The organism is Nocardia tenerifensis NBRC 101015 (genome assembly GCF_000308715.1).
Lineage (GTDB): Bacteria > Actinomycetota > Actinomycetes > Mycobacteriales > Mycobacteriaceae > Nocardia > Nocardia tenerifensis.
The window spans coordinates 1-12,962 of sequence record NZ_BAGH01000322.1 but is presented as its reverse complement, the minus strand read 5'-3'; the positions used below and the strand labels follow the sequence as shown (position 1 = coordinate 12,962).

13 protein-coding genes are annotated in these 12,962 nt (G+C 68.6%); 12 read left to right on the top strand and 1 reads right to left on the bottom strand.

Annotation, left to right across the window (positions count from 1 at the left end; genetic code table 11):
- The 7 genes from ON39_RS26015 to ON39_RS25985 form a co-directional block, all read left to right on the top strand.
- Positions 1-400 (top strand): nitroreductase family protein (locus tag ON39_RS26015; RefSeq protein ID WP_040738325.1); only part of this gene is annotated, 400 nt, incomplete at its 5' end.
- Positions 397-915 carry an NUDIX hydrolase gene (locus ON39_RS26010; RefSeq protein WP_040738323.1) on the top strand — a complete coding sequence of 173 codons (519 nt, stop codon included), beginning with the start codon at positions 397-399 and terminating at the stop codon, positions 913-915. The genes ON39_RS26015 and ON39_RS26010, both read left to right, overlap by 4 nt.
- Before the next feature lie 181 nt (positions 916-1,096).
- Positions 1,097-2,341, top strand: coding sequence for an alkane 1-monooxygenase (locus tag ON39_RS26005; protein ID WP_040738322.1), 1,245 nt, complete (start codon positions 1,097-1,099; stop codon positions 2,339-2,341).
- Entirely contained in the window at positions 2,338-2,511 is a 174-nt protein-coding gene (locus ON39_RS26000) for a rubredoxin (RefSeq protein WP_040738321.1), read from the top strand. The genes ON39_RS26005 and ON39_RS26000 overlap by 4 nt, the downstream gene beginning before the upstream one ends.
- Positions 2,512-2,534: 23 nt before the next feature.
- Positions 2,535-2,744: a rubredoxin gene (locus ON39_RS25995; RefSeq protein ID WP_040738335.1), complete on the top strand. Its 210-nt coding sequence runs from the start codon at positions 2,535-2,537 to the stop codon at positions 2,742-2,744.
- Positions 2,745-2,784: 40 nt separating this feature from the next.
- Positions 2,785-3,405, top strand: a complete 621-nt coding sequence (locus ON39_RS25990; protein ID WP_040738319.1) for a TetR/AcrR family transcriptional regulator — start codon at positions 2,785-2,787, stop codon at positions 3,403-3,405.
- A 255-nt stretch (positions 3,406-3,660) separates the two neighbouring features.
- Complete coding sequence (locus ON39_RS25985; protein WP_246002788.1) at positions 3,661-4,848, top strand: alkane 1-monooxygenase; 1,188 nt, start codon at positions 3,661-3,663, stop codon at positions 4,846-4,848.
- Positions 4,849-4,857: 9 nt separating this feature from the next.
- On the opposite strand, the gene ON39_RS25980 is transcribed toward ON39_RS25985, so the two are convergent.
- A complete protein-coding gene (locus tag ON39_RS25980) occupies positions 4,858-5,904 on the bottom strand; it encodes a glycerophosphodiester phosphodiesterase family protein (RefSeq protein ID WP_040738317.1) in 1,047 nt (348 codons plus the stop codon).
- 101 nt (positions 5,905-6,005) lie between these two features.
- Between ON39_RS25980 and ahcY the strand changes: the two genes are divergently transcribed.
- The 5 genes from ahcY to lpqB all read left to right on the top strand — a co-directional run bounded on the left by ahcY (position 6,006) and on the right by lpqB (position 12,813).
- Complete coding sequence (ahcY, locus tag ON39_RS25975; RefSeq protein ID WP_040738316.1) at positions 6,006-7,490, top strand: adenosylhomocysteinase; 1,485 nt, start codon at positions 6,006-6,008, stop codon at positions 7,488-7,490.
- 181 nt (positions 7,491-7,671) lie between these two features.
- Complete coding sequence (locus ON39_RS25970; RefSeq protein WP_040738312.1) at positions 7,672-8,319, top strand: dTMP kinase; 648 nt, start codon at positions 7,672-7,674, stop codon at positions 8,317-8,319.
- A gap of 78 nt (positions 8,320-8,397) precedes the next feature.
- Complete coding sequence (gene mtrA, locus ON39_RS25965; RefSeq protein ID WP_040738310.1) at positions 8,398-9,075, top strand: MtrAB system response regulator MtrA; 678 nt, start codon at positions 8,398-8,400, stop codon at positions 9,073-9,075.
- Positions 9,076-9,145: 70 nt separating this feature from the next.
- Positions 9,146-10,915: an MtrAB system histidine kinase MtrB gene (gene mtrB, locus ON39_RS25960; RefSeq protein WP_083894693.1), complete on the top strand. Its 1,770-nt coding sequence runs from the start codon at positions 9,146-9,148 to the stop codon at positions 10,913-10,915.
- A 74-nt stretch (positions 10,916-10,989) separates the two neighbouring features.
- Positions 10,990-12,813 carry an MtrAB system accessory lipoprotein LpqB gene (lpqB, locus tag ON39_RS25955; protein ID WP_051187091.1) on the top strand — a complete coding sequence of 608 codons (1,824 nt, stop codon included), beginning with the start codon at positions 10,990-10,992 and terminating at the stop codon, positions 12,811-12,813.
- The last annotated feature ends 149 nt before the right edge of the window (positions 12,814-12,962 follow it).

Sequence of the window (12,962 nt, the reverse complement as noted above, 5' to 3'; positions counted from 1 at the left end):
GTGGCGCGCCGACCTCACCGCGGACGGGCTGGACCCCGAGCGGGTCGAGCGCCGAATCGCCCGTGGCGGAATCCTTTTCGACGCGCGCGAGGTGATCATCCCGTTCTGCGTGCCGGACGGCGCGCACGACTACCCGGACGAGCGGCGCCGCGGCAACGAGCGCACCATGTTCACCGTCGCGGTCGGCGCGGCGGTGCAGGGCCTGCTCGTGGCGCTCGCCACCGAGGGCCTCGGCAGCTGCTGGATCGGCTCCACCATCTTCGCGCCGGAGGTCACCCGCGAGGTGCTCGGCCTCGACGAGGATTGGAACCCGTTGGGCGCCATCGCCATCGGGCATCCGCTCGAGGAGCTCACCCCGCGCCCGGTGCCCGGCTCCGGGTTCGGGCTGGTCGAACTGTGACGGCGGCGTCGCTGCACGCCTCGGCGACCGAGCTGCTCGAAACCTGGTCTCCCGCAGCCGATCACGACCGGTCGCTGCGGCAGGCGATGCTCGCGTTCCTCGGCTCCGCCCCGCGCGGGTGCCTGCGTGAACACGCGCCGGGGCACATCACCGCCTCGGCCGTGGTCTTCTCGCACGACGAACGCGAGGTGCTGCTGACCCTGCACCCACGGGTGGGCTGCTGGATCCAGCTCGGCGGGCACTGCGAGGAGGGCGACGAGACGGTGGCGGACGCCGCGCTGCGCGAAGCCACCGAGGAGTCGGGCATCGACGGGCTGCGGCTGGAGCCCGAACTGTATGGCGCGCAGGCGCATCCGATCACCTGCTCGCTCGGCATGCCGACCAGGCATCTGGATCTGCTGTTCCGGATCACCGCGCCCGCGGGCGCGGTCCCGGTGCGCAGCGCGGAGTCCACCGATCTGCGCTGGTGGCCGCTCGACGCACTGCCTGCCGATGCCGAAGTCCCGCTGCGGTAATACCCCTCGACAACCAACACCCCGGTCGGAGTCCTCCGATCGGGGTGTTCTCTTCTGTGCCGCTCGTGCCGCTTTACAAATCAGCTGATTTGTCTAGACAAACGACAAACATCGCTCTATCGTCCATTTCAGAGGTAACGCACGTCACACGTGACGTGCCGCTTTTGGATTGGAGACAACGATGTCGACAGAGGCCGACACGTCCGCGCAGCCGGCGGCCGTCCCGGACTGGCGCGACCGCAAGCGCTACATGTGGCTCTGGGGATTGTTCGCCCCCACCGGCCTTTTCACGATCGGGATCCCACTCATCCTGGCGCTCAACGCCCTTGGCTGGCATCGCCTTGCGCAGGTGCCGTTCTGGCTCGGGCCGATCCTGGTGTACCTGGTGATTCCGTTGGCGGACATCTTTTTCGGGCCGGACGGGGAGAACCCGCCGGACGAGGTGATGGAGTACCTGGAGCACGACCGGTACTACCGCTACCTCACCTACCTGTATCTGCCGTTCCAGTACGCCTCGCTGATCATGGCCTGTTACCTCATCACCGCGGACCGGGTGACCTGGCTCGGCGTCGACGGCGGCCTGCACCTGGTCGACAAGATCGGCCTGGCGATCACGGTCGGCATGCTCGGCGGCATCGGGATCAACACCGCGCACGAGCTCGGCCACAAGAAGGTCCGGCTCGAGCGCTGGCTGTCCCGGATCGCGCTGGCCCAGTCGTTCTACGGGCACTTCTACATCGAGCACAATCGCGGCCACCACGTGCGCGTCGCGACGCCGGAGGACCCGGCGAGTTCCCGTGTGGGCGAGAGCTTCTGGGCGTTCTGGCCGCGCACGGTGTGGGGCAGCCTGACGTCCTCGCTGCGGCTGGAGAAGACGCGCCTGGCCCGGCTCGGCAAGAAGCCGTGGAGCCTACGGAACGAGGTGCTGAGCGCGTGGCTGATGTCGGCGGTGCTGTACGCGGCGCTGGTCGCGGTGTTCGGGCTCGAGCTGCTGCCCTACCTCGTGCTGCAGGCCGTGGTCGGGTTCAGCCTGCTGGAGGCGGTCAACTACCTGGAGCACTACGGCCTTGTGCGCCAACGCACCTCGTCGGGGCGGTACGAGCGGCCCGCGCCGGTGCACAGCTGGAACAGCGACCACATCGTCACCAATATCTTCCTGTACCACCTGCAGCGGCACAGCGATCACCACGCCTACCCGACCCGGCGCTACCAGACGTTGCGCAGCTGGGACGGCGCGCCGAACCTGCCCAGCGGGTACGCCAGCATGATCCTGCTCGCATACTTCCCGCCGCTGTGGCGCCGGGTGATGGACAAGCGGGTGCTGGCCCACTACGACGGAGACATCACGCGCGCGAACATCCATCCCGCCAAACGCGATCGGGTGCTCGCCCGGTACTCCGGTGGCGCGGCGGAGGCGCAGGGATGAGACTGTTTCGGTGCCCTGTCTGTGACTACGTGTACGACGAGGCGAAAGGCGCTCCGCACGAAGGTTTTCCGCCGGGAACGCCGTGGGCGAATGTCCCCGACGACTGGTGCTGTCCGGACTGCGGTGTGCGGGAAAAGATCGACTTCGAACCGATGGGGACCGTGAAATGAATGAAGCATCGCGCAGCGATTCGATGAGGGGCGGCGGTCGGGCGACGGGTCGGGCTGACTACAAGCTGTTCCAGTGCATCCAGTGCGGTTTCGAGTACGACGAGGCCAAGGGCTGGCCCGACGACGGGATCGCCCCGGGCACCCGCTGGGACGATATCCCCGACGACTGGACCTGCCCGGACTGCGGCGCCGCCAAGGCTGACTTCTACATGGTCGAAATCGAACGGTCGTGAGATTTTGACTGCGGGAACCGCCCGTGCCAGTGTCGCTGGTATGCCGCGCCCCGGAACCCGCATCCCCTATCAGGAGGCGGCGCGTGAACTCCTGCGCGCCTCCGTCCTCGGGGCCATGCGTGAACTGCTCACCGAACGGGACTGGTCCAAGATCACCCTCGGTGATGTGGCCGCCAGGGCCGGAGTGAGCAGGCAGACGCTCTACAACGAGTTCGGTTCCCGCAGTGGCCTGGCGCAGTCGTACGCGCTGCGCCTGGCCGACGATCTGGTCGATCACGTCGACACGGCCATCACCGGCAATGTCGGCGATGTCCGGGCCGCGTTCCGCGAGGGCGTGGCCAATTTCTTCATCGACGCCGCCGCCGACCCGCTGGTGCGGTCGCTGCTCGCCGGCGAGGTGAAGCCGGATCTGCTGCGGCTCATCACCCTCGATGCTGGGCCGTTGCTCGATCAGGCGAGCAAGCGGCTGTCCCTCGCCTTCCAGCACAGCTGGGTCGCCGCCACCGCCGCGGAATCCGACATCATCGCGCACGCGCTGGTGCGCATCGCGATGAGCTACATCCCGACTCCGCCGTCTCCCGGACAGGACGCGCCGGGGGAGTTGAGCGCGTTGCTGAGCCCCTACGTGGAGGCGATTCTCGCGGCCCGAATCAAGCGCTGAACGAATCCCGGGCGGGCCCAATCCGTTTGCGCCGAGTAAGCCGGTGCTTCGAGCACATGTGAGCGTGCTTAAAAATCGGCGGCCCCCTCTGTAACCCTCATCACGTTTCAACCGGCAGGGTCTGCGTAACGGCCGTACAGTCTGGAACTATTCACCTACATCGGAGTTAGGGTTCCTATTTAGCGGGGCAACGTGCAAACGGTTGGCAAACCGGGGGTATCTTCTGATCCCAAACGATACCTATGGGTTTTCGGCTTGATCGCTCCACTGAGCGCGCTGCTGCCCTCGCAACTGGTGTTGCAGACGGGCGCGAAGGTATTCTGGTGGATCGGTCCGATCATCGTGTTGATCGTCATCCCGGTGCTGGACTGGGTCGTCGGCGAGGACGGCACCAACCCGCGCGACGAGGATTACGAGTTGCTGAGCAACGACCGGTACTACCGGTGGTGCACCTACCTTTTCCTTCCGGTTCAACTGATCGGCCTGATCATCGCGTGCGCCATGTGGGCGGGGCACGAGCTGAGCATCGCCGACAAGCTCGGTCTGGCGGCGACGCTCGGCTTCGTCAGCGGCATCGGCATCAACGCCGCGCACGAGCTCGGGCATCGGGTCGAGCGCGCGGAGCGCTGGCTGGCCAAGGTCGCACTGGCGCAGTCGTTCTACGGGCACTTCTTCGTGGAGCACAACCGGGGCCACCACGTGCGGGTGGCGACGCCGGAGGATCCGGCCAGCGGCCGGCTCGGCGAGACGCTCTGGGAGTTCTTGCCGCGCAGCGTGATCGGCGGCTTCCGCTCGGCCATCGAACTGGAGCGGGTGCGCCTCGAACGCAAGGGCCGCCGCTGGTTCAGCGTGCACAACCACATCCTGCAGGCCTGGTCCATGAGCGTGGTGCTGTTCGGCGCCATGACGGCGATCTTCGGCCTCGGCGCGCTGCCGTGGCTCATCCTGCAGGCCGTGATCGGCGCCGCGCTGCTGGAGACGGTGAACTTCGTCGAGCACTACGGCCTGCTGCGCGAGCGGCGGCCGAACGGGAACTACGCGCGCTGCTCGCCGCGGGACAGCTGGAACAGCGACCGGCTGGTCACCAACATCTTCCTGTTCCACCTGCAGCGCCACAGCGACCACCACGCCAACCCGGGGCGCCGCTATCAGACGCTGCGCAGCTCGATGCAGGCGCCGCAGCTGCCCGCCGGGTACGCGACGATGATTCTGTTCGCGGCCGTGCCGCCGCTGTGGCGGGCGGTCATGGATCACCGGGTGCTCGCGCACTACGGCGGCGACATCACCCTGACCAATATCCATCCCCGCAGGCGTCGCCGCCTGCTCGCGCGGTACGGCACGGTCACCACGTTGAACGCTGTGCCGCAAGCGCATTCGGCCCCGACCGCTGCCGCGCAACCGCTTCCCCCGCAGTCCGACGTGCCGGAGTCCGGTGCCGCGTAGCTCCCCGGCTCAGCGCCGGTATCCGGGAGGCAACGGCAAACCCTTCTCCCGCAACACCTCTCGCATCCGGTCGGGGTAGTCGGTGATCACGCCGTCGACGCCGGTGTCGATCTGCGCGGCAATGGTGGCCTTGTCGTTCACCGTCCAGGGGATCACCCGTAAACCCAGCTCGTGGGCGTGGTCGACATATGCCTTGTCGGCCACCAGGGCGAAGCCGGGCTCGCCCACCTTCCGGCCGGTGGGTGCCGAGTAGCCGGGCGAGGCGGCGTTCGCGCCCAGCGCCTGAACGGCGCGCAGCGGATCACCCGCGAAGTCCTCGTAGCGGAGCGGGCCGAGCCACTTCGAGCCCGCGACGAAGGTGGTGTCGTCGTAGAGCGCGACGATCGGGATCGCCGGATCGGCCTTGCGCACCAGCGGAAGTGAACGCCAGTCGAAGCTCTGGATGTCGATATCGCCCGTCTCGCCCGCCGCGGCGGCCGCGCCGAGGATGACGTCGACGAACTCCTGCGGCGTCGCCGACTGCTCGGGGTGCTCGGCCTCGAGCTTCGTCTCGATGTTGTAGCGCAGGCGCGCGTCGCGGTAGCTCTGCACCAGATCGAACAACTCGGGCAGCGTGGCTATCCGGTTGCCGGGCACCGCCTGCTGGCCGGGGAACTCGGCGAGGGCCTTGCCGCAGTCCAGAGTCTGGAGCTGCGCGTGAGTCAGGTCGTGCACCAGCTTGCCCACGTACGGGAACTGCGGGTCCGCCGGCGTGGCGGGCGCGGTGTCGGCGCACTTGGTCGCGAGCACGGTCGGGTCGTGCCAGATCATCGGCGTCTTGTCCTTGCTGAGCACGATATCGAGTTCCAGTGTGCTGACGCCTGATTCGATCGCCTTCGCGAAGGCGGGCAGCGACTCCTCGGCGGTGAGGCCGCGGCCCCCGCGGTGCGCCTGCAACTCCACCGTTCGCGGCGCGGTAGCCGGTGCCGAGTCCGATCGGCTGTCGCAGGCGGCGGCCGCTCCGACGACGAGCGACCCGGCGACAGCGGCGGTGAGCACGGCGCGGAGGTTCGACATCGCGCCAAGCTAGCAAGGGTGAGTACGGTGTACCCAGCCGCCGCGCCAGCGACTAACCTTGCGTGTTGGTACCGACTTTCCAGGAGAGGCAGATAGAGGCTATGACGACCTCAGAACTTCCCGCCCGAACCGAGCTCACCGCCGATGTCCGCAACGGCATCGACTTCAAGGTGGCCGATCTCGCGCTGGCCGAATTCGGCCGCAAGGAGATTCGGCTCGCCGAGCACGAGATGCCCGGTCTGATGGCGCTGCGCCGCGAATACGCCGAGGTGCTACCGCTGCAGGGCGCGCGCATCTCCGGCTCGCTGCACATGACCGTGCAGACCGCGGTGCTGATCGAGACCCTCGTCGCGCTGGGCGCGCAGGTGCGCTGGGCCTCCTGCAACATCTTCTCCACCCAGGACCACGCCGCGGCCGCCGTGGTGGTCGGCCCGCACGGCACCGTCGACGAGCCGAAGGGCACCCCGGTCTTCGCCTGGAAGGGCGAGACTTTGGAGGAGTACTGGTGGGCCGCCGAGCAGATGCTCACCTGGCCCGACGAGCCGGCCAACATGATCCTCGACGACGGCGGCGACGCCACCATGCTCGTGCTGCGCGGCGCGCAGTTCGAGAAGGCAGGCGTGGTGCCGCCGGAGGACGAGAGCCACTCGGCCGAGTACAAGGTGTTCCTCAACCTGCTGCGCGAGCGCTTCGAGTCCGACAAGGGCAAGTGGAGCGCCATCGCCGACTCGGTCCAGGGCGTCACCGAGGAGACGACCACCGGCGTGCTGCGGCTGTACCAGTTCGCCGCGGCGGGTGAGCTGGTGTTCCCGGCGATCAACGTCAACGACTCGGTCACCAAGTCCAAGTTCGACAACAAGTACGGCACCCGCCACTCGCTGATCGACGGCATCAACCGCGGCACCGACGTGCTCATCGGTGGCAAGAAGGTGCTGATCTGCGGCTACGGCGACGTCGGCAAGGGCTGCGCGGAATCGCTTGCGGGACAGGGCGCCCGGGTGCAGGTCACCGAGATCGACCCGATCAACGCGCTGCAGGCGCTGATGGACGGCTTCGACGTGGTCACCGTGGAGAAGGCGATCGGCGACGCCGACATCGTCATCACCTCGACCGGCAACAAGGACATCATCACCCTCGACCACATGAAGGCGATGAAGGACCAGGCCATCCTGGGCAACATCGGCCACTTCGACAACGAGATCGACATGGCGGCGCTGGAGCGTTCGGGCGCGGACCGGCTGAACATCAAGCCGCAGGTCGACCTGTGGACGTTCAAGGAGTCGGGCAAGTCGATCATCGTGCTGTCCGAGGGTCGCCTGCTGAACCTGGGCAACGCCACCGGCCACCCGTCGTTCGTCATGTCCAACAGCTTCTCCAACCAGGTCATCGCGCAGATCGAGCTGTGGACCAAGCCGGACGAGTACGACAACGAGGTCTACCGCCTGCCCAAGCACCTCGACGAGAAGGTCGCCAAGATCCACGTGGAGGCGCTCGGCGGCGAGCTGACCAGGCTCACCAAGGACCAGGCCGAGTACATCGGCGTGGACGTCGACGGCCCGTACAAGCCGGAGCACTACCGCTACTGAGCCTGGGGCTCAGCGGGGCCGCCGGATTCGATGGATCCGGCGGCCCCGCTTTTTCCGATGGCTCGCTTTTTCGGGCCGGTCGCGCGTTTTCGGATCCGGTGGCGCGTATTCCGGTCGGGCCCGGCTTCTCCGGTCGGCCCGACGTGCCGGACCGGCTCCGCGCCTCGGTACCCTGCGTGCCATGGGAGCGCTGGTAGTCATCGAGGGCCTCGACGGTGCGGGCAAGCGAACGCTGACCGAGGCCGTCACGGCTCAATTGCGTGCGGGCGGACGGCGAGTCGCCACACTGGCCTTTCCCCGGTACGGGCGCTCGGTGCACGCCGACTTGGCGGCCGAGGCGCTGCGCGGCGCGCACGGCGACCTCGCGGCGTCGGTCAACGCGATGGCGCTGCTGTTCGCGCTCGACCGCGCCGACGCGCGCGACGAACTCACGAAGTCGTTGGCGGACAACGACATTGTGCTGCTCGATCGGTATGTGGCCTCCAACGCCGCCTACAACGCGGCCCGCCTGGAGCAGGCCGCCGACGGCGAGATCGTCGGCTGGATAGGCGAATTGGAGTACGAGCGGTTCGCGCTGCCGACGCCCGCGCTGCAGGTGTTGCTCGACGTCTCACCGGAACTCGCGGCCGAACGGGCCCGCAGGCGCGGTGAGCTCGACCACAGCCGGGCGCTCGACGCGTACGAACGCGACGCGGAACTCCAGCGACGGACCCTCGCGGTGTACCGTGAGCTCGCTCGACACAACTGGTATGGGCCGTGGTGGATATTCCGATCCGGTGACGATACAGCCACGTTGGCCGCGCGATTGGCCGATTTGATTACCCGTTAGGGTTAGATGTGCGGCGGGTTCACACCAGTGTTGGCGTGGCGGCCCGTTCCTCGCCTGGGAGATGACAACATAGTAATTATGAAGCCGAAGATTCTGGTCGTCGACGACGATATGGCGCTCGCTGAGATGCTCACGATCGTCTTGCGCGGGGAAGGGTTCGACCCGCATGTGGTCGGCGACGGCACACAGGCCCTGGCGGCGGTTCGCGAGATCCGCCCCGATCTGGTGCTGCTGGACCTGATGCTGCCCGGCATGAACGGCATCGACGTGTGCCGGGTGCTGCGCGCCGACTCCGGCGTGCCGATCGTGATGCTCACCGCGAAGACCGACACGGTCGACGTGGTGCTCGGATTGGAGTCCGGCGCCGACGATTACATCGTCAAGCCGTTCAAGCCCAAGGAACTCGTCGCTCGTGTGCGCGCCCGGCTGCGCCGCACCGAGGACGAGCCGGCCGAACTGCTGTCCATCGCCGACATCGTGATCGATGTGCCCGCGCACAAGGTGACGCGCGCGGGCGCGCAGATCTCGCTGACGCCGCTGGAGTTCGATCTGCTTGTCGCGCTTGCCCGTAAGCCGCGTCAGGTGTTCACCCGCGAGGTGCTGCTCGAACAGGTCTGGGGTTACCGGCACGCCGCCGACACCCGGCTGGTCAACGTGCACGTGCAGCGGTTGCGCGCCAAGGTCGAGAAGGATCCCGAGAACCCGGAGATCGTGCTGACCGTGCGCGGCGTCGGCTACAAGGCCGGACCGCCGTGATCGGTCGCAGTGCGCGACTCGTGGCAGCGCTGGTGCGGACGGAGGCATCGAGCGCCGGCGAGGCGCGACCGTGACCGATCGCTCCAGCAGCACACTGGAGCGGCGACTCGCCGCGGTGGGGACCCGGTTCACCGAGCTGGGCGTGGCGCTCGGGCACCTCTGGCAGCGGTCGCTGCAGCTGCGCGTCGCGGTCTCGACCATCACCCTGTCGCTGATCGTCATCACGATCCTCGGCGTGGTGCTGACCGACCAGATCACCAACCGCATGCTGGACACCAAGATCAACGCGGCGGTCGAGGAGATGGTCCGCGCCCGAAACGCGGTGCACAGCCAGCTGATCGGCACGCACGACACCGGCGCCCAGCTGAAGGAGGCGCGCAACGCGCTGTCCAGCGACGGCGGACCGCAGACCGGCGTGGCGGGCAGCTACGACGTGGCACTGGTGATGGTCGGCAGCGGCCAGCAGGAGGTCACCGCGGGCCCGATGCAGGACGTGCCCGACGAGCTGCGCAACTTCGTGCGGCGCGGCCAGGTCAGCCGCCAGTTCAGCACCGTCTCCGACTCCAGCGGCTACCACGGCCCGGCGCTGATCATCGGCAGCCCGAGCACCGAGATACCGACGCTGGAGATCTACCTCATCTTCCCGCTGGCCAGTGAGGCGCGCAGCCTCTCGCTGATGCGCGGCACCATGTTCATCGGCGGCATCGTGCTGCTGGTCCTGCTCGCGGCGATCACGGCGCTGGTGACCAGGCAGGTGGTGCTGCCGATCCGGTCGGCGGCGCGCATCGCCGGTCGCTTCGCCGACGGCAGGCTCAAGGAACGCATGCTCGTGCGCGGCGAGGACGACATGGCGCGGCTGGCGCAGGCGTTCAACGAGATGGCCGAGAGCCTGTCCAACCAGATCACCCAGCTGGAGGAGTTCGGAAACCTGCAGCGCCGCTTCACCTCCGATGTCAGCCACGAGCTGCGCACGCCGTTGACCACCGTGCGAATGGCCGCCGACCTCATCCACGGCAGCAGCGACGATCTGGATCCGGCCCTGGCCCGCAGCGCCGAGCTGCTGGTCAACGAGCTCGACCGGTTCGAGGGTCTGCTCAACGACCTCCTCGAGATCAGCCGCCACGACGCGGGCGTGGCCGAGCTGCAGGTCGAGTCGCTCGACGTGCGGATGTGCGCGCGGGCGGCCATCTCGACCGTGCGGCACCTGGCCAAGGACGCCGGGGTGGAGGTCGTGGTCGACATGCCGGAGGAGCCGTTGGTCGCCGAGGTCGATCCGCGCCGGGTCGAGCGGGTGCTGCGCAATCTGCTCGCCAACGCCATCGACCACAGCGAGGGCAAGCCGGTGCTGATCAGGATGCGCGGCGACGTCGACGCCAACGCGGTCTCGGTGGTGGTGCGCGACCAAGGCGTCGGCCTGCGACCCGGCGAGGAGAAGCTGGTCTTCAACCGGTTCTGGCGCTCGGATCCGTCCAGGATGCGCCGCTCCGGCGGCACCGGACTCGGGCTGTCGATCAGCGTCGAGGACGCGAACCTGCACGAAGGGCGGCTGGAGGCCTGGGGCGAGGTCGGTGTCGGCGCGAGCTTCCGGCTGACGTTGCCGCTGGTGCGCGGCAAGAAGCTCGGCGCGAGCCCGCTGTCGCTGGAACCGGTGCGCAAGCAGCCCGCCAGGCAGGTCGAGCTCGAGATCGTGCCGAATCCGCCTGAGCCGGAAGCGGATACGGGCGCGTCGACGCCCGCGTCCGGGAACGGGTCGAAGGCCGCCGCGCCGTCCCAGCCGGGTGCGGAGTCGTCGCAGCCGGGGGCCGGCACGGTCGCCGAATCGGGGGACGTACCGTCATGAGCGGGCGTTACCCGCTCGGCGCGAGCCATCCGATGCGCGCCCGCGTCGACGCGGGGTCGCGGGGAAGGGGTTTCATGAGAAGGCGGGTCGGTGCCGCGAAGCCGCGGCGGCTCCTCGCGGTCGGCACGGCCGCTCTCGCGGCGTTGCTCGTGCTGTCCGGATGCGCGAGCCTGCCGGAATCCTCCGCGCCGCAGGCGATCGGCACCATCAACCGCGAGCCGACATCGGAGGGGCCGCCCGCGCCCACGCAGGGACGCGACCCCGACCTGCTGCTGCGCGACTTCCTGCTGGCCACCGCCGACCCCAACAACCGGCACCTGGCGGCGCGCCAGTTCATGACCCCGTCGGCCGCGGCGCAGTGGGACGACGCCGCCGGCACCACGATCGTGGAGAAGCCGGATACGTTGCGCGAGTCGCGCACCGGCGACAAGGCGACCTATCGGATCCGGGCGCGCAAGGTCGCCGAGCTGGACAGCAACGGCTCGTACCACGCCTCGTCGGACCCGCCGCTGGAAAACAAGATCGAGATGACCAAGGTCAACGACGAGTGGCGTATCGATGAACTGCCCGACGGCGTCGTGATGGACGCCATCGCGTTCGGCAAGTGGTACCGGCGCTACGCGCTGTACTTCGTCGATCCGACGAGCAGTGTCGTCGTGCCCGACCTGCGCTGGGTCTCCGTGCCGAAGGCGCAGCTGACCCAGCGGCTGCTCACCATGCTCGGCGAAGGCACCCAGCCCGCGCTCGCCCCGGTGCTGCGCAACGAGCTGGCCGCGCCGATCACCCTGCGCGGCCCGATCACCAAGGCCAACGGCGACCCGGACGAGGTCGGCGTCGGGCTCGGCGGGGTGAAGATCGACTTCGCCGGCGCCTCGGCGCTCAATCCGCACGATCGCGAACTGCTCGCCGCGCAGGTGGTGCTCACCCTCGCGGGTGCGGACATCCTCGGACCGTACGTGCTGCTCGCCGACGGCAAACCGTTCGACGACCGGTTCACCGGCAGCGGCTGGTCGGCCGCCGATGTGCAGCAGTTCAGCCAGCCCGCGGTCGGCAACACCCAGGTCGGCCTGCACGCGCTGCGCGGCGGCGCGCTGGTGCAGGTCCCGGAGAACAACGCGCCCATCACGCCGGCGCCCGGCTACTTCGGCACCGTGAACAACCTGCTCTCCGCGGCACTCTCGCCGGACGGTCAGCTGGTCGCCGGGGTCGCCGACACCGGGCGGCCCGCGCCCGAGCCGCCGCGCACCCTGATGATCGGCACCTACGGCGGCAACGCGATTCCGGTCGCCGCGGGCAGCACCATCACCCGGCCGTCCTGGAACATCGACGGCACCGCCGCGTGGGCCGTCATCGACGGCGAGCGGGTCGTCCGCGCCGTGAACGACCGGACCACCAACACCGTCTCGGTGCAGGACGTCGACACCTCCGGCCTCACCTCCAGCGGTTCCGGGTCGACCTTCCACGCGCCCATCACCGAGCTGCGGATCTCCCGCACCGGGGTGCGGGCCGCGCTGATCGCCGACGGGAAAGTGTATGTGGCCGTGGTCATTCCGAAGCCGGGCGGCGGTTTCGCGCTGGCCTCGCCATTGCCCGTCGGGGTCAACTCGAGCGCGGCCGCGGTGTCGCTGTCGTGGTTCGGCAGCGACCGGTTGATCATCTCCAGGGAGGGCAATGTCGACCCGGTCGGCACCGTGTCGATCGACGGTTCGCAGCCGATACCGCAGACCAGCCGGAACCTGACCGCGCCGGTGCGGCAGGTCAGCGCCACGCCTGAGCATCAGTACGCGGCCGATTCCCGCGCGGTGCTCGAGCTGACCAGCAACCCGGACGGTGGCGAGCCGTACTGGCGCGAGGTGCCGGGCCTCGGCGCGAACGCCGTCCCGGTGCTGCCCGGCTGATCGCCCGCTCATAAAACGCTCTGTGGCAACGCAATAGGGCGCGGTCGCTTGTCGGTGGGTGCGCGCAGACTCGGGCGATGCGGACTCTGCTGGATCTCATCTTGCCCGCCTCGTGCGCGGGCTGTCGTACCGCGGGCGTCGGATGGTGC